Source organism: Streptomyces sp. NPDC005393 (assembly GCF_040606675.1).
GTDB lineage: Bacteria > Actinomycetota > Actinomycetes > Streptomycetales > Streptomycetaceae > Streptomyces.
Genome location: NZ_JBEXFG010000052.1, coordinates 28,734 through 44,451, shown reverse-complemented (window position 1 = coordinate 44,451; position 15,718 = coordinate 28,734). Strand labels below are relative to the sequence as shown.

The following is a 15,718-nucleotide window of genomic DNA, read 5'->3' as shown; positions in this document are numbered from 1 at the left end:
CCGAGCCTGACAGCGGGTCAGACCCGGCGACCGACCCCAGCCCCACCGGGCGCGGCCCCGAAGATCCGGCAGCCGGGACGGGGCCCGCTATCGGCGGCGGCTCGGGTCCGGCGCGCGGCGGGACCGACCCCGGCCCGGCGGGCGCACCAGGCCCCAGCACCGACCCGACTGACACGGCCGCAACCACACCCGAGCCCAGCCGGGGCAGCCACGTAGACCACGCACCCCATGGGTGCGGACCCACCGAGCCTGACAGCGGGTCAGACCCGGCGACCGACCCCAGCCCCACCGGGCGCGGCCCCGAAGATCCGGCAGCCGGGACGGGGCCCGCTATCGGCAGCGGGTTCACCGGCCCCGGCGGCGGGGGCGGACCGGGGCCGGCTACCGGCGGCGGTTTAGGCGCCGCGGCCGGGGCGGGGTTCGGGGCCGGCCACGGGGGCGGCCCCGACCGTGGGGCCGGGGCGTATGGCTCCCCGTCAGGCCCCGGCATCGACGTCTTTGAGGAGAGCGAACTGCTACGGCGTGCGTTTGTGACCGGTGGGGCGGCCGCGGTGGCCGCGGGGGTGGGGGCCCGGCGGGTGGGGGAGGCCGAGGCCGCCGCCGTGGAGGAGGCCGTACGGCGGATCCGGGTGCTGGACGACCGGCATGGCGCGGACACCCTTTACGCGTACACCGCCAAGCCGCTGAGCGCCGCCTACGCGCTGCTCGACGCGGGCGGCTACAGCCGCTCCGTCGCCGAGCGGCTGTTCGCGGGCGCCGGGGAGCTGGCCATCTCGGTGGGCTGGCTGGCCCATGACTCCGGCCGTCTCTCCGACGCGCGTTCGCACTACGCCGAGGCCCTCGCCACCGCACGCGTCTCGGGCGACCCCGCCCTGGAGGCGCACGCGTTCTGCAACACCGCGTTTCTCGCCCGCGACGCGGGGCGCCCCCGCGAGGCGGTGCGGGCGGCCCAGGCCGCGCAGCGGGTCGCCAAGCGGCTCTCCTCGCCGCGGCTGCTGTCGCTGCTGGCGCTGCGCGAGGCGGGCGGCTGGGCCTGGCTGACCGACCGGGGCAGTTGTGAGCGGGCGCTGCTGCGCGCGCAGGCGCTGTTCGGGCGCGGGCCCTCGGACGCCGATCCCGAGTGGATGAGCTTCTTCGGGGAGGCCGAGCTGGAAGGGCTGGAGGCACAGTGCTGGTCGGCGCTGGGCGACTGGGGGCGTGCGGTGGACCACGCCCGCCGCGCGGTCCTTCTCCAAAGCCCCCATTTCGCCCGCAATATCGCGTTGTTCACCGCGGAGCTGGCGAGCGATCTCGTGGCGGACGGGGCGCCCGACGCAGCCGCGGCCGCGGCGGGCCGGGCGCTGGGCCTGCTGGACCAGGTGAAGTCCGGCCGTATCCGCCGGATGCTCGACGACACGGCCCGCGTACTGCGTCCGTACGGGCACAACGCGCCCGTCGCGGACTTCCTGGCCCGCTTCGAGGCGGCCGGGCGCCCGTGTCCGGTGTGACCGTGACCGCGGCAGCGACGGGCGCGCCGCCTCAGGCCAGATGACCCGTGTCGTTCCAGCGCTCGATGGCCGGCTCCCCGTACGCCCAGCCCAGGATCGACAGGGACGTCGGGTCGAGGCGGATCCGGGCCGCGAAGGAGGCGTCGTAACCGAGCCAACGCGCGCCCAGCGTCCGCAGGATGTGGCCGTGCGCGAAGACCAGCACATCGCGGTCGGCCGAACGCGCCCACTCCACCACCGCGTCGGCCCGCGCCGTGATCCCGGCGAGCGACTCGCCGTCAAGGACGCCGTCGCGCCAGATGAGCCAGCCGGGCCGGGTGGCCTTGATCTCGTCGGGGGTCAGCCCCTCGTAGGCGCCGTAGTCCCACTCCAGCAGCGCGTCCCACTCGCGCGCCCGGTCGCCGAAGCCGGCGAGGCGACAGGTCTCCTTCGCGCGCGACAGCGGGCTGGTGCGCACCTCGACGTCCGGCAGCCCGGCCCACGGCGCGTGGTGCAGCCGCCGGCCGAGCAGCTCGGCGCCGCGCCGCCCCTCCTCGAGCAGCGGAATGTCCGTGCGGCCGGTGTGCTTCCCGCAGAGCGACCACTCCGTCTGTCCATGCCGGGCCAGGAGGATGCGTGGTGCCATGGGGTACTGCCTTTCACCGGAGTCGCACCGCCGTGCGCAGCCTGCGCCATTACACGCCGCTGCCTGCGGTTTTCTGCATGCGCGGGGACAGGCCGAGGTCTGTCCGCCGTCCTTCCATCATCACGCACCTGAACGGGAGGCAACCTCCGGGGCGGTCCCGGCGTCTTCCCCGTCGCGCATCTGTCTGCCGGGGGGGTACCAGCAGCGGGCGCCCCTCCGCGGCCGGGGGCATCTCGGGGGCGGTGCGCGGTTCGCCTCGCCTACACCGTACGGTTGACCGCGCGCCTTGTTGTGGCCGCCTGAACTTTGGAGAACGTCCGGATGCCCCATACCGCGCCGCGTGCCCTGGCAGCACAGGGCGGTCGGCCCCGTTGGTGGACCGAACTGCCGCTGATAGCGGTGGTGTACGCCGCGTACTCGACCGGTCGGCTGATGGCCCGCGGCGATGTGTCCACCGCCGTCGACCACGGTCTGGCCATCCTCCACTTCGAGCGGCGGCTGAACATCGATTTCGAGTCACCGCTGAACGACGTCTTCACGGCCCATGCCGCGATAGGCATACCGGCGGATTTCGCCTATGCCTCACTGCACTATGTGGCCACCCCGGCGGTCCTGGTGTGGCTGTGGAAGCGCCGTAAGGCGGCCGACTACCGCTTTTTGCGCACCGCGTTGCTGGTCTCCACGATCATCGGGCTGGTCGGCTTCACGCTGATGCCGACGTGCCCGCCGCGGCTGCTGGAAGCGGGCCACGGGTTCGTCGACACAATGGCGCAGTACCGCTCGTACGGCTGGTGGGGCGGCGAGGCGAGCGCGCCGCGCGGGCTCGGCGGGCTGACCAATCAGTACGCGGCGATGCCCAGCCTCCATGTGGGATGGGCCCTGTGGTGCGGGGTGGCGCTGTGGCGGCACGGGCGCTCGGTGTGGGCGATGACCGCCGCGGTCGCCTATCCGCTGGGCATCGCGCTCGTGGTGATGGGCACCGCGAACCACTACTTCCTCGACGCGGCGGCCGGTGTCGCCGCCATGGCGCTCGGGGCGCTGCTCTCGCGGCCCGTCCTACGGCTCGCGGACGGGCTCCGCGCCCGCTTCCGCCCGGCGCGCGCGGCCGTCGCCACGACCGCTTCCACGGCTGCCGCCACACCCGCGCCGACGACCGCCCCCACGGCCGCCGCCGTCGCCGGAAACGGCGGTGCGGCCACGAATGTCAGTGACAAGTGCGAGACTTCGGCGCGTGAACGGGAACGGATCCCCCGACAGCAGGGCAGGGGCGCGGACAGGCAACGTACGGACGCCGCCGTCGTCGGCGACGGCGGCCGGGGAGCCGGTGCCGGTGCCGGCACAGGCGCCGACCAGGCGGCCGGAGCGGACGACGGCACCACGCCCGCGGCCGGTGACGGGGCTGCGGCAGCGGCTCGCTGAGCTGCGCGGCCCGGCCACCGTTCCCCAGCCGATGGACGCCCGTGCGCTGGCGGCGCTGGCCGCCAACCCGGGCTGCCGCCGCCGCGCGTTGCTGGACGGCGCCGGGGTGGACAAGGGGGCGCTCGCGCGGGCGCTGGGAGCCCCCGCCGCCTTCGGCCAGTCGCAGTTCGCGCACCAGCGCGGCAACTCCTTCGAGGCGCGGGTCAAGGCGGACCGCGGCGAGGAGCTGCTGCGGCTGCTGCACGAGCGGCTGCGCGACGGCTCGGCCGCGCACGAGCCCGGCGCCGCCGCGACCCCCGATCTGACGGCCACCGGCCCCCAGGGGCGTACGGCCCGTACGGCGCTGGCGCTCAGGGAGGCCACGGCGGCGGGGCGGTGGGCGCTGCTGGACCATCCGATGGTGAGCCTGGACGTGGCGGGCTCCCCCGCCTTCCTGGAGCCGGACGCGGTCGTGGTGCACCCCGACGGGTCCTGGACGGTCATCGAGATCAAGTCCTTCCCCATGGTGGACGGCTCGGCGGACCCGGCCAAGGTGGGGGCGGCGGCGCGGCAGTTGGCGGTGTACACGCTCGCGTTGGAGCGGGTGGCGGCCCTGATCGGCGAGCCGCCGGAGGCCGAGAAGGACGCCCAGGACGCACACAACACACCGGCGACACCCGAGACATCCCACACACCCGACACACCGGCAACATCCAAGACATCCAAGACGCCGGTCCGGGCCCGGGTGCGCCATGAAGTACTGCTGGTCTGCCCCAAGGACTTCTCCAATCTGCCGACCGCCGAACTCGTCGATGTGCGCAAGCAACTGGCCGTCACCCGGCGGCAGTTGATCCGGCTCACCCGGATCGAGGAGATCGCCGCCGCCCTCCCCGAGGGCATCACCTTCGATCTGCGGCTCACGGACGACGGCCGGACGCCGACCCGGCCGGCCGAGGAGCTGACGGCCGCCGTCGAGGCGGTGGACGCGGCGTACGCGCCCGAGTGCCTGTCCACCTGCGAGCTGGCCGCCCACTGCCGCGCCCGGTCCCGCGCGGCGGGCGCCGTCGAGTCGCTGGGCCGCGGCGTACGGGGCGAGCTGGGCGGGCTGACGACGGTGGAGGCCGTCCTCTCGGCCGCCCTGGGCGAGGCCACGGGCCCCGGGGCGGAGCCCACCGGCGACCCGGCCGTGGACGCCCTGCGCCGCGCGGCGGCCCTGCGCGCCGAGGCCCTGGCGTCGCATGAGGCGGCGGCATGTCGCTGATCACCGCGCTGGCCCGGATGGAGGCCGTCCGGGAGGGGCGGGCGCGGCCGGTCGCGACGGTGCGGCACCGGCATCTGTCCGAGCGGCCGCTGGCGTTCGTCCCGCTGACCACCGCCGGTGAGGCCGGGGCGCCGCTCGGGGCGCTGGTGGGCACCGACCGGGACGCGCCGCGGCTGCTGGTCGTGGCGCAGCCGCGCAACCGGGATCTGCGGTTCGCGTTCCTCGCCGATCTGGCGGAGGAGATGCTGCCGTATCTCGACTCGTACGCGGACGAGGTCGATCTGGAGGAGCGCAAGGAGACCGACCCGGAGACCGGGAAGAAGGTGCCGGTCCAGGTCGAGCTGTGCACGGACGCGCCGCAGCTGCTGGTGCCGAGCGCCGCGGGCGTCGCGTACGTACGGCTGCTGGGCCGCTCGATGCGGTTCCGGCGGACGGCCGAGCAGGATCCGGAGACGCCCTTTCCGGCCCCCGCGCGGGTGCCGCTGCTCGGCCGGTGGCTGACGCACTACGGCGAGCGGTCGCGGGTGCCCGGATCGTGTCTGCTGCTGTCGCTGACCGAGCTACTGAGCCGTCACTGGGCGACCGGGCAGAGCAATCTGGAGGATCAGCACCTGGGCTCGCTGCTGGGCTGGATCGACCCGCCGGAGGGCGTGCCGGGGGCGGAGGCGGCGCTGCGGGCGGAGTCCGCGCGGGACGGGCACGGACAACTGCTGTGCCCGCCCGCGGGCCCGGCCACCGACCCCGCCTTCGACAACAAGCTGCTGGCACCGGCCATGTCCCGCTATGACGCGGCGCGCGCCGAGGTGGCCGGGGGCAGAGCCGGCGCGCAGGCGCGGCTGCGGCTCGCCGAGGCGGAGCTGCGCGCGCTGATCGAGTCACAGCTGCGGCCCACCTGGGATGCGCTGTGGCACGGCGTGGACCTGCTGCGCGCCGTTCCGGAGGGGGCGCGGGTGGCGGACCGCTGGAAGCGTGACCGCTGGTCGTACACCGGTCACCGGGACCGGGTGCGGGCGGGCGAGCCGCCGCAGCCGAAGCGGGACGACGCGGTGACGGCGGCGCAGAAGCTCTCCGCGCGGGAGACCGCGCAGGCGCAGTTGGAGGCGCAGGAGGCGCTGGACGATCCGCTGGTCATGGCCGGGCGGCGGCTGGCCGGGGAGGCGTTCGCGGGCGAGGTCACCGAGGTGGTGATGGCCTGGTCGGAGGCGAAGGTGCCCAGGCCGCGCCCGCTGGTCACCGTCCGTACGGAGGACCGCCCGCATCTGGCCGAGCAGATCAAGCTGCACCGGGTGATGGCCGATGGCAGGACGCAGACCGGGGAGTTCGCGGATGAGGCGGGCCCCGGCGCGCTGGTGGTGCGGCTGACCGGCGGGATGGGCCGGGGCAAGACCCCGGAGCCGGGCTCGGTGCCCGTCGAGGGCGACGCGGTGTGCTGGACGCTCTTCGAGCACGCGCCGCGCGGCGGCCCGGAGCTGCCCGATCCGGAGAGCACACCGTGGACCCACGGCGGCCCGCCGGACGCCGCCGCCCGGACCTCCAGGCCCGACCCCGACTCCGTGACCGAGGAGGACTATCTGTGATCGGCACGGACCGGACGGCCCGCGCCCGGGAGGGCGAGCCGTTCGACCCGTCGGTGGCCGCGGCGCGGGCGACCGACGCGATCCTGCGGGACACACTGCACGGTGCGCACCGCGGCGTCGTCGTCGACTCCCCGCCCGGTGCGGGCAAGTCGACGCTCGTGGTGCGGGCGGCGCGTGAGCTGGCCGCCGCCGGGCGGGCGTTGATGGTGGTCGCGCAGACCAACGCCCAGGTGGACGATCTGGTGGACCGGCTGGCCACGGCGGACCCGGATCTTCCGGTGGGGCGGCTGCACAGCAGCGATCCGCATCCGTACGACCCGGTGCTCGACGGCCATCCGTCGGTCCGTGCTTCCGCCAAGATCGCGGATCTGGCCGGGCTCGGCATCGTCGTCTCCACCGCCGCGAAGTGGGCGCATGTGAAGAACGTGGAGCCGTGGCAGCACGCGATCGTCGACGAGGCGTACCAGATGCGCTCGGACGCGCTGCTGGCGGTCGCGGGGCTGTTCGAGCGGGCGCTGTTCGTGGGCGACCCGGGGCAGCTCGACCCGTTCAGCGTGGTGGGCGCGGACCAGTGGGCGGGGCTTTCCTACGATCCCTCGGCGAGCGCGGTGACCACACTGCTCGCGCACAACCCGCAGCTGCCGCAGCACCGGTTGCCGGTGTCCTGGCGGCTGCCCGCCTCGGCCGCGCCGCTGGTCTCGAACGCGTTCTATCCGTACACCCCCTTCCGCAGCGGCACCGACCACGGCCAGCGGCGGCTGAGCTTCGGGGTCGCCTCCGACGGCTCGAGCCCGGACCGGGTGCTGGACGAGGCCGCGGCGTCGGGCTGGGGGCTGCTGGAGCTGCCCGCCCGGCGTACGCCGCGCACCGACCCGGAGGCGGTGGCGGCCGTGGCCCGGGTGGTGCGGCGGCTGCTGGACCGGGGCGGCGCGGCGGTCAGCGAGCGCTCGGACGAGCCGGTGCCGCTGACGGCGGACCGGATCGCGGTGGGCACCGCGCACCGGGACCAGGCGGCGGCGGTCCGGGCGGCGCTCACGGGGCTCGGGGTGTCCGGGGTCACCGTCGATACGGCCAACCGCCTCCAAGGGCGTGAGTTCGATGTCACGGTCGTCCTCCACCCGCTGTCGGGCCGGCCGGACGCGACCGCCTTCCATCTGGAGACGGGGCGGCTGTGCGTGCTGGCGTCGCGGCATCGCCACGCGTGTGTGGTGGTCTGCCGGGCCGGGGTCGCCGAGCTGCTGGACGAGCATCCGTCGTCGGAGCCGGTGCAGCTGGGGGTGACGGTGAAGTTTCCGGACGGCTGGGAGGCCAATCACGCGGTGCTGGCCCATCTGGACGAACACCGGGTGGAGTGGCGACGACCGTAAGGTGCGCCTCCGGCCGAGGGGCGGCCGCGTGGAGCCCGGCCAGGGTTCGGGACGCGGTGGGGTGGGGAGAGACCCCAGGTCGACGGCGTGTGGCAGGGGCGCTCTTGCCTCGCGCGCGACAATGGACAGCAAGACGCACCGCGCACCGAACGGTCTCGCGACTCAGGAGGAGAGATCACATGCCCGAGCCGGATCCGGCTCACGGCCCGCACGGCGCCGCGCCCCGGCGGCGTAGACCCGCCGCACTGCTCTTCGAACCGGCCGCCGCCGTCACGGACGAGGCGCACTTCTTCGACCTGGAGTCGATCGAGGACCCGCGTGAGCTGCTCACCCGCTCCACCGAGCTGGCGCTGGCCTTCCGCGCGGCGACCGACCGTGCCATGGAGTTCCAGGCGATGGCGGCCGCGCAGCTCGCCGACCCGAGGCGGTTCGACCGGCTCACCACGGCCGTGATCGCCGAGCGGGCGGAGTGGACGGAGGACTACGCCACGAAGATGGTCGAGTTCGGCCGCGAGCTGATGCGGAGCGGCGAGCTGCCGGACTGATGGGCGGATGCGATACGGACACGGTACGAGAGAGGCTGATGAGCTGGTGGTGCACCGTCGCGATCATGAGCCCGGGGCATATGCAGGTGGAAGATACCCCCTGCCGCCCCGCCATGTCCCGGTTTTGTCTCATCCGCCTACGCCCTCCCTGTCGGCCGTAAGGGTGGAAACATGAGCAGATTGCCTCGGGACTCACATCACACCGCCGCGTACGTCACCCCGGCCGGCGCGGACTGGCTCGCCTCGGCCAGCCCCTCCCCTCGCGGTGTGCAGGCGCTGTGGGCCCAGCACCCGGCCGCCGCCGTGGCACTGCCGTGCGGCACGGCGTTCGACGTGGTCAGCATGGACGCGCTCTTCGGCCGCCGGGTCGTCAGCCGGTTATGGACCGACGGCCCCGGCTCCGGACCGGTGGCCGCGCAGGGCGGCCGGGTCATGCTGTTCGCCACGCCGGGGACCGCCCAGCGGCTGCCCGCGCTGCTCGGCTGGGAGGAGTGGGGCGCCGCCGCTCCCCCGCTGCTCTGCTACGGGTGGGGGGACGCGGTGACCGTCCCGCCGCTGTTTCCGCTCGATCCCGCCCCGGCGGAGCCCGCCTCGGCGCCGCGCCCGCGCTGGCTGGTCGCCCCCGATGTCCGCAGCCCCTGGCTGCCCGGTCCCGAGGTGCTGCTGTGGGCGTGTGTGAGGGCGGCCCGCACGGTCGGTTCCGATCATGGCGCCACGGCTGTGACCAGCGTACCCGCCGTCTTTCCGGGCTGAGGGATATGGATTTTCACTCCGCCGGATCCGGGTGCTAAGGTCTTCTACGTCGGCAGGCGCCGCTAGCTCAGTTGGTTAGAGCAGCTGACTCTTAATCAGCGGGTCCGGGGTTCGAGTCCCTGGCGGCGCACAGACAGCGAAAGGCCCCTCACCTCGGTGAGGGGTCTTTCGCATGCGAGGGTGATCGTCACTCCCCCTCGCGCCGCGATCCGGCGGCCGGGTCCGCCAGCCGGGCCACCGCCGTGACCGCCTCCCGCGGGCCGGGCATCGTGAGCACCTCCCGGCGCAGGGTGCGCGCCGCGGTGCCGTACGAGGGCTGTTCCAGCAGCGCGAAGAGGTCCCGGGCCAGCCGGGCGCCCGCGCCGCGCGGCGATCCGTCGAGGACATCGGCGGGCAGATACACCCCGGCGCCCACCCGGGCCAGCCGCGCCCCGTTGAGCTGCTGTTCGAGACGGGGCGCGACGATCAGCTGCGGCACCCCGGCGACGGCGGCGGTCAGCACGGCGGGGCCGCCGCCCTGGTGCACCACAGCCCGGCAGCCCGGCAGCACCCGGTGCAGCGGCCCGGCAGGCGCCCGCCGCCCGGCGGCACTCCCGACGCGGACGACCTGGACGCCCCGCGCCTCGGCCGCGCGCAGGGCCGCCCGCACGGCGTCCGGCGGGCCGGTCGGGTCGTCCCAGGCGACGCAGATGCGCGCGGGCGCGGACCGCGAGGGGCCGGGAGGCCGCCGACCGTTCGACGCCGCGGCGCGCGGCTCGGGGCGTGGTGTCTCATACGGCTCGTACGGTGTGGCGTGCGGCGTGTCGTACGGCACGAAGCGCACCGGGAGCCGCCGCGCCCGCGAGGGCAGCGCCAGGCTCGGCGGGCAGGGGTCCAGCCAGAGGTCCGGTTCGCGGGCCGGGTCCGCTCCGTAACGCCGCATCAGGCGGGCGTAGCCGGGCAGCGGCGGGCCCTCAAGACGCTGCCGGTCCAGCCGTAATACGGCCGCGCTCCCCCACAGCTGGCCGACCGCCGGCACCCCGAGCGCCGCCGCGGCCACCGTGCCCGCGTACGCGCTCGCGTCGTGCACCACCAGATCCGGCTGCCAGCAGCGGGCGAAGGCCACCAGCCCCTGGGTCATCGCCTCGGCGATCCGCACCTGCTGATCGCCGATCGCCCGCAGCACGCCGTGCTGCTCCGGGCTGAGCGCGCCCGGCCGCATCGGCCAGTCCGCGGGCCAGACCTCGCGCGGCCGTCGCCCGCGGCCCGCCGCGCCGACCGCCGACGTGGGCAGCGTGCCGACCGGAACCGGGACCAGACCGAAGCGGGCCACGGCCGCCGCACACCCGGACGGCACCGCGACCCGCACCTGGTGCCCCACCGCGAGAAGAGCCCGCGCGAGCGGCACCATGGGGACGAGATGGACCCCCGAGGCCCAGGTCGTGAACAGGACGCGCACGGTCTCCTCCGGAGGGTCGAGCGAGGCCGGACCGTTCGGGCCCGGCCGACGGACAGGACGACGAGCCAACGGCCACAGCACCCCGGCCGCCCGCCCGAACACCGGCAACGGCCCCCGACGGCCGCAGCGAGCGGCCCACCCGCGTACTCCCGCCGCGCCGGTCGCCGTCCACCGGCCGCCCGCACCCGCGACCGCGGCCGGTCGCCGTCCATCGGCCGCCCGCTGCCGCCCCCCACCGGCGACCGCGAACCGGCAACCCACCACCCGCGGCCGGCCGACCCCACCAGCCCGCGCCCCGACCCGGCCGACCCGCCACGCGAATCGTCAGCGGCCGCCCGCCACCGTCACCGTCTCGCCGGTGATGTTGCCGTTGGCCGACGAGCACAGGAAGAGCAGAGTGCGGGCGATGTCCTCGGGGGTGCTCAGCCGGCCGGTGGGGGTGGCGGACAGCTCGCGCTCGCGGGCCGGGCCCGGTGGGGCCAGGCCGGCTCGCTCGCCCGCCGTGAGCCCAGGGCATACGACGTTGACCAACACCCCGTCGGCGCCGACGTCCCACCTCAGGCTGCGGACCAGACCGTGCAGCCCGGCCTTGGCCGCGCCGTGGAACTCCTGGCCGCGGTCGCCGTCCAGCGCGTGGTGCGAGGAGACGAGCGCGATCCGGCCCCAGCCGCGCTTGCGCATTCCGGCGACGGCGCACTGGACGGTGCGGATCGCGGGCGTCAGATTGTCCGCGACGACCGGGAGCCAGTCCTCCTCCCGGACGTCCTCGAAGCGGGCGTGCGGGCCCCGGCGCACGCCCCACCGCCATGCGTTCGCCACCAGCACGTCGAGCCCGCCCCAGCGCTCCTCGACGGCGGCCACGACCCAGCGCGGCGACGCCGTGTCCTCCAGTGCGTACGGCACGGCGAAGGCCCGGCCGCCGTCGGGACCGGCCAGCTCGGCGGCCAGCTCCTCGGCGACCTCGCGACGGTGCCGGAAGGCGAGCGCCACCCGCGCGCCCTGCTCCGCGAAGGCGCGGGCGGCGGCCCGGCCGATGGCCCCGGTGGCGCCGGTGACCAGGACCGTACGCCCCTCCAGGCCGAGGTCCATCATCGGCGCTCCTCGCGGTCGTTCCACTGAGAACGCCATGGTCGCCGCCGTGACTCGAGTCCGCCTCGACCCGCGCCCGAGGGGTGGCGGATTCAGGCCATGGTGCGCTGGAATGCGGCGCGGTAGGTGTGCGGGCTGGTGCCGACGACCCGCTTGAAGCGATCGCGGAAGGCGGTGGGCGAGCCGAATCCGACCTGGGTGGCGATCCGCTCGACCGGATGGCTGGTGGCCTCCGGCAGATATTGCGCCTGGCGGATCCGGGCGCGGTGCAGCCGCTGCAGCGGGGTGGTCCCGGTGTGCTCCCGGAAGCGGCGGTTGAGGGTCCGGGTGCTCATGCCGACGTGGGCGGCGATCTCGCCCAGGGTGAGATCGCGTCCGGCGTTGTCCTCCATCCGCCGCAGCACGGGTTGGAGCAACGAGCCCTGCGGTACGGGGGCTGGTCGTGAACGATGAACAACTGGGCCTGCCCGCCCTCGCGTTCCAGCGGCATCACGGACAACCGCGCCGCGTCGGCGGCCACGGCGGAGCCATGGTCGCGCCGGATCATGTGCAGACACAGATCGAGAGCGGCCGCCGCGCCCGCCGAGGTGAGGAACTGGCCGTTGTCGACATAGAGCACATCCGGATCGACGTCCACCTCGGGGTGGCGCTCGGCCAGCAGCGCACCGGCGAGCCAGTGTGTGGTGGCGCGGTGTCCGTCGAGCAGCCCGGTGGCGGCGAAGACGAAGGCCCCGGCGCAGATCGAGGCGATCCGGGTGCCGCTCGCGGCCGCGCGCCGCAGCGCGTCGATCACCTCGTCCGGGAGGCGGGGCGAGCGGATCGGCGCGGCCGGGCAGGACGATGGTGTCCGCGTCGGCGAGGGCCTCCAGCCCGTACGGCGCCTGGAGGGCGAAGACCCCGGCGTCGACCGTGCCGGCGGGGGCGCAGACCCGGACCCGGTAGGGGGCCCGGCCCTCCGGCAGCCGGGTGCGCGAGAACACCTCGATCGGGGTGGCCAGATCGAAGGCGATCACCTGGTCCAGGGCCAGAACGGCAACGGTGTGCATGGCCACAACGTAGGCCGTGGCGCATGCCGCGCCACGGCATCCCTGGCGAGATCGCGGTGGGGCACACCCTTCCCGCCATCGCGCCGATGGTCACCCCGCGCGTCACAGCCGTCCGTACGCCAGGTCGTCGGTGATGCGGATCGACGGATTCCCGTATGCCATCCGCTGGAGCACCTTGCGGTAGAGCGGCGTATGGCGCAGCGCCCGCGCGAGATGGGGGCGCACCCGGGTGGCGAACGCGCCGTGGGAGAGCATCGCGCGGCTCTGCAGGGTCTGCATCCGCATGACGGCCGCGATATCGGGCCCCCGCCGCCGTTCGAAGGCCGCGAGCCGGGCGGCGCCGGTGTCGTCCTCGGCGAGCGCGCGGGTCAGCACCGGATGCAGGACGACGGCGTCCTGCACGGCGAGATTGATGCCCTGGGCGCCGATCGGGCTATGGGTGTGGGCGGCGTCGCCGATCAGCACCAGACCGTCGTCGACCCAGCGCTCGGCGCGCGCCGAGAAGACATCCAGCAGGCTGAAGTCGCAGGGCGAGCGGATCTGCTCGCGGATCAGCGCGGCGTACTGCGGCACGACGCGCACCAGCCGCTCCTTGACATGGTCCAGGCCGAGCGCGGCGATGTCCCGGTAGCCCCGGTGCGGCAGCGTCCAGCCGATCTGGACGCGGTCGGGCCAGGAGCCGTACACGAGCGCCGGGCTGCCCCCGGCGCGGAACACCCGCACCTCGCGGACCGGCGGCCACTCCTCCCCGCGCACGCTGAGCGTGCACCACAGCACGTCCTGCGCGAGCGCCTCGGCGCGGCCCGCCCCGATGCCCGCCAGCCGCCGGATCCGCGAGAAGCGGCCGTCAGCGCCCACGACGACCCGGGCCCGCACGGTGCAGCGGCCGTACGGCCCGTCGGCGGTGACCCCGGCGATTCGCCCGTCCCGCCGCACCAGATCGCCGGCCCGCCGCCCGGGCAGATAGCGGAAGCCGGGCGACCGGCGGCAGCGGGCGAGGAGTTCGTCCAGCACATGAGGGCGGGGAAGGGACAAGATGTGGTCGTAGGGGGCCGGAAGCAGCCGGTAGTCGGCCTCCAGCAGCACCCGGTCCCCGTCGATGACCCGGTACCGGTCGTGCTCATGGGCACCGCGCGCCCGCGCGCCGGCGAGGACACCCAGCGCGTCCAACAGCGCCATCGCGCCGGGCTGGAGAAGCTCACCGCGGAATTCGCGCTGATGCGCGCGGGCACACTCCAGCACGGTCACCCGCGCCCCCGAGCGCAGCATCAGCAGCGCCAGCACCAGACCGGCCGGGCCGCCCCCGACCACGCACACATCGGTGTCGATCTCGCGCACCGGGCACCTCCCTACTCTTCGAGCAGCGCCACCATGCGGGTCCCGCCCGCCCCGGCGCCCGCGCACGCGGTCCGTGCGGGGCGGCAGGCGACCCGGAATCCGGTCGGCGGCAGGGTGTCCAGCCGGGCCAGCCGCTCGATCTGGCGGTAGGCGTGCCGGCGGCCCGCGAAGTGCGCGGGCCACAGCACCGAGCGGTCGCCCGTGGCGTGATAGCGGCGGATCATGTCGCGGAAGGGCGCGTCGAGGCTGAAGGCGTCGGTGCCGATGACGCGCACACCGAGGTCGAGCAGATGGTCGGTGGCCGGTCCGTCGAGCCCGGTGAAATCGGTGAAGTAGCGGGGCGTACCGGCCCAGCCGGAGGCGCCGGTGCGCAGCAGGACCACATCCAGCGGGCGCGGCCGGCAGCCGAGGCGGGCCAGCGCCCGGTCGATGTCCGCGATCCCTGCGGTACGGGTCCGCGGGTCCGCGCCACGGAGGTCGAGCACATGGGCCGGGCGCGGGATCCACCGCGGCCGGCTCCGGGGATCCGGCGACCAGCCGGAGGGGTCCACCGGTGTGGACAGATCGATGATGCGCACTGCGCCCCCTGGGCTGGTATGCGGATGGCAGGAACAGGCCCTGGATGCACTACGGCTCCGCTTGCCCGCGCGGGGGGATCGGGCAGCGGAGCCGTAGCGGGCCCGGCTGAAGGGCGGCGCCGGGCGTTTCGGGGGGTTGGTTCGCCGGACGGGGACGGCTGACGCGGGACTCCGGACGAGGGGACGTCGGGTCAGGGGAATAGGGGGATTCGGACTACGGGACTACGGGACTACGGGACTACGGGACTCCTAGCTGATGGGAGGGGGTACGGAAGGGCTTACGGGACTACGCGGCGAACAGGTCGAGCACCGGGCGCCGCCAATGCCCCTCCAGGTCCAGATCGAGCGCCGGATCCGAGGCGAGCACCGCCTGCTGCAACTTCTGCAGCCGGGGCGACGGCTCGAGCCCGAGGTCCTCGACCAGCCTGGCGCGCAGCCCCTGGTACACCTCCAGCGCCTGCCAGGGGCGGCCCGCCCGGTAGAGCGCGGCCATGCACTGGGCGTGCAGCCCCTCGTGGAGGGGATGGCGGGCGGTCAGCTCGGTGAGCTCGGTGAGCAGCTCGGCATGGCGCCCGAGCCGCAGATCGGCCTCGATACGGCGCTCCAGCACCCCGAGCCGGCTCTCCTCCAGCCGGGCCAGCTCGATCTCCAGAACCGGGCCGACCTTCACATCCACCAGCGCGGGGCCGCGCCAGACGGCGAGCGCCTCGCGCAGCAGCAGGGACGCCTGGACATCGTCCCCGGCGTCGAGCGCGTCCCGCCCGGCGGCCAACAGCCTGTCGTACTCATGGATGTCCACCGCGCCCGGCTGGGCCTCAAGCACATAGCCGCCGTAGCGGGTGGCCAGCACATCCTTCGACGCGTGCGGCGCCTGCGGGCCGTAGGCAGCGGCCAGTCTGCGGCGCAGCTGCAGGATGTAGGTCTGCAACGTGGTCAGCGCGCTACGCGGCATCTGTGTGCCCCAGATTTCCTCCATAAGAGTGGGCACCGGCAGCATCTGGTTGGCGTAGACGGAAAGCAGTGCAAGGATCTGCCGCGGCTTGCCCGCGCTGGGCACGATCGACTGACCGCACGCCTCGACGCTCAGCGGCCCCAACACCTTGATGTCCATGGTCCTGTACCTCCGTCAACGGTCCGTCAAGTGCCTCCTGGCCGCGCGGCCCTGCCACCGAGGCATCTAAGAGCCTCGCTCGTGGGGGGCCTGTACAGCCAGTGC

12 protein-coding genes, 1 tRNA gene and 2 pseudogenes are annotated in these 15,718 nt (G+C 74.7%); 8 read left to right on the top strand and 7 right to left on the bottom strand.

Annotated elements, in window-relative coordinates; translation table 11 throughout:
* Window positions 1-500: 500 nt before the first annotated feature.
* Window positions 501-1,487: pseudogene (locus ABZS71_RS30255) on the top strand (tetratricopeptide repeat protein); the annotation flags it as partial.
* Between the two features lie 31 nt (window positions 1,488-1,518).
* Here the strand turns inward: ABZS71_RS30255 and ABZS71_RS30250 are convergent.
* Window positions 1,519-2,112 carry a histidine phosphatase family protein gene (locus ABZS71_RS30250; protein ID WP_356215153.1) on the bottom strand — a complete coding sequence of 198 codons (594 nt, stop codon included), beginning with the start codon at window positions 2,110-2,112 and terminating at the stop codon, window positions 1,519-1,521.
* Between the two features lie 321 nt (window positions 2,113-2,433).
* On the opposite strand from ABZS71_RS30250, the gene ABZS71_RS30245 reads away from it, so the two are divergent.
* The 7 genes from ABZS71_RS30245 (at window position 2,434) to ABZS71_RS30215 (ending at window position 9,143) form a co-directional block, all read left to right on the top strand.
* Window positions 2,434-3,531, top strand: a complete 1,098-nt coding sequence (locus tag ABZS71_RS30245) for a phosphatase PAP2 family protein (RefSeq protein ID WP_356215151.1) — start codon at window positions 2,434-2,436, stop codon at window positions 3,529-3,531.
* Window positions 3,532-3,562: 31 nt separating this feature from the next.
* Window positions 3,563-4,771: a hypothetical protein gene (locus ABZS71_RS30240; protein WP_356215157.1), complete on the top strand. Its 1,209-nt coding sequence runs from the start codon at window positions 3,563-3,565 to the stop codon at window positions 4,769-4,771.
* A complete protein-coding gene (locus ABZS71_RS30235) occupies window positions 4,762-6,348 on the top strand; it encodes a hypothetical protein (protein WP_356215149.1) in 1,587 nt (528 codons plus the stop codon). The genes ABZS71_RS30240 and ABZS71_RS30235 overlap by 10 nt, the downstream gene beginning before the upstream one ends.
* Window positions 6,345-7,715, top strand: coding sequence for an AAA domain-containing protein (locus ABZS71_RS30230; protein WP_356215147.1), 1,371 nt, complete (start codon window positions 6,345-6,347; stop codon window positions 7,713-7,715). Before ABZS71_RS30235 ends, ABZS71_RS30230 begins: the two co-directional genes overlap by 4 nt.
* 179 nt (window positions 7,716-7,894) lie before the next feature.
* Window positions 7,895-8,260: a hypothetical protein gene (locus tag ABZS71_RS30225; RefSeq protein WP_355855911.1), complete on the top strand. Its 366-nt coding sequence runs from the start codon at window positions 7,895-7,897 to the stop codon at window positions 8,258-8,260.
* A 171-nt stretch (window positions 8,261-8,431) separates the two neighbouring features.
* Window positions 8,432-9,013 (top strand): bifunctional DNA primase/polymerase, encoded by a 582-nt coding sequence (locus tag ABZS71_RS30220; RefSeq protein ID WP_356215145.1) that lies wholly within the window; start codon window positions 8,432-8,434, stop codon window positions 9,011-9,013.
* A gap of 56 nt (window positions 9,014-9,069) precedes the next feature.
* Window positions 9,070-9,143: transfer RNA gene (locus ABZS71_RS30215), tRNA-Lys, on the top strand.
* Between the two features lie 57 nt (window positions 9,144-9,200).
* On the opposite strand, the gene ABZS71_RS30210 is transcribed toward ABZS71_RS30215, so the two are convergent.
* The 6 genes and pseudogenes from ABZS71_RS30210 to ABZS71_RS30185 form a co-directional block, all read right to left on the bottom strand.
* Window positions 9,201-10,451 (bottom strand): glycosyltransferase, encoded by a 1,251-nt coding sequence (locus tag ABZS71_RS30210; protein WP_356215143.1) that lies wholly within the window; start codon window positions 10,449-10,451, stop codon window positions 9,201-9,203.
* Window positions 10,452-10,775: 324 nt separating this feature from the next.
* On the bottom strand, window positions 10,776-11,543 hold the full coding sequence (locus tag ABZS71_RS30205) for an SDR family oxidoreductase (RefSeq protein ID WP_355856006.1): 768 nt from the start codon (window positions 11,541-11,543) through the stop codon (window positions 10,776-10,778).
* An 89-nt stretch (window positions 11,544-11,632) separates the two neighbouring features.
* Window positions 11,633-12,586 (bottom strand): annotated as a pseudogene (locus ABZS71_RS30200) (helix-turn-helix domain-containing protein).
* Window positions 12,587-12,688: 102 nt separating this feature from the next.
* The gene (locus ABZS71_RS30195; protein ID WP_356215141.1) at window positions 12,689-13,924 is read right to left on the bottom strand and encodes an FAD-dependent monooxygenase; all 1,236 of its coding nucleotides are present in this window, start codon (window positions 13,922-13,924) and stop codon (window positions 12,689-12,691) included.
* Between the two features lie 11 nt (window positions 13,925-13,935).
* Window positions 13,936-14,502: a cyclase family protein gene (locus ABZS71_RS30190; RefSeq protein ID WP_356215139.1), complete on the bottom strand. Its 567-nt coding sequence runs from the start codon at window positions 14,500-14,502 to the stop codon at window positions 13,936-13,938.
* Window positions 14,503-14,788: 286 nt separating this feature from the next.
* Window positions 14,789-15,613 carry an AfsR/SARP family transcriptional regulator gene (locus tag ABZS71_RS30185; protein WP_355855923.1) on the bottom strand — a complete coding sequence of 275 codons (825 nt, stop codon included), beginning with the start codon at window positions 15,611-15,613 and terminating at the stop codon, window positions 14,789-14,791.
* Between the last annotated feature and the right edge of the window lie 105 nt (window positions 15,614-15,718).

Bases quoted from the DNA above. Each gene is read 5' to 3' on its own strand.
- ABZS71_RS30250 (WP_356215153.1), bottom strand. From the start codon at position 2,112: ATGGCACCACGCATCCTCCTGGCCCGGCATGGACAGACGGAGTGGTCG.
- ABZS71_RS30245 (WP_356215151.1), top strand. From the start codon at position 2,434: ATGCCCCATACCGCGCCGCGTGCCCTGGCAGCACAGGGCGGTCGGCCC.
- ABZS71_RS30240 (WP_356215157.1), top strand. From the start codon at position 3,563: ATGGACGCCCGTGCGCTGGCGGCGCTGGCCGCCAACCCGGGCTGCCGC.
- ABZS71_RS30235 (WP_356215149.1), top strand. From the start codon at position 4,762: ATGTCGCTGATCACCGCGCTGGCCCGGATGGAGGCCGTCCGGGAGGGG.
- ABZS71_RS30225 (WP_355855911.1), top strand. From the start codon at position 7,895: ATGCCCGAGCCGGATCCGGCTCACGGCCCGCACGGCGCCGCGCCCCGG.
- ABZS71_RS30220 (WP_356215145.1), top strand. From the start codon at position 8,432: ATGAGCAGATTGCCTCGGGACTCACATCACACCGCCGCGTACGTCACC.
- ABZS71_RS30205 (WP_355856006.1), bottom strand. From the start codon at position 11,543: ATGATGGACCTCGGCCTGGAGGGGCGTACGGTCCTGGTCACCGGCGCC.
- ABZS71_RS30185 (WP_355855923.1), bottom strand. From the start codon at position 15,613: ATGGACATCAAGGTGTTGGGGCCGCTGAGCGTCGAGGCGTGCGGTCAG.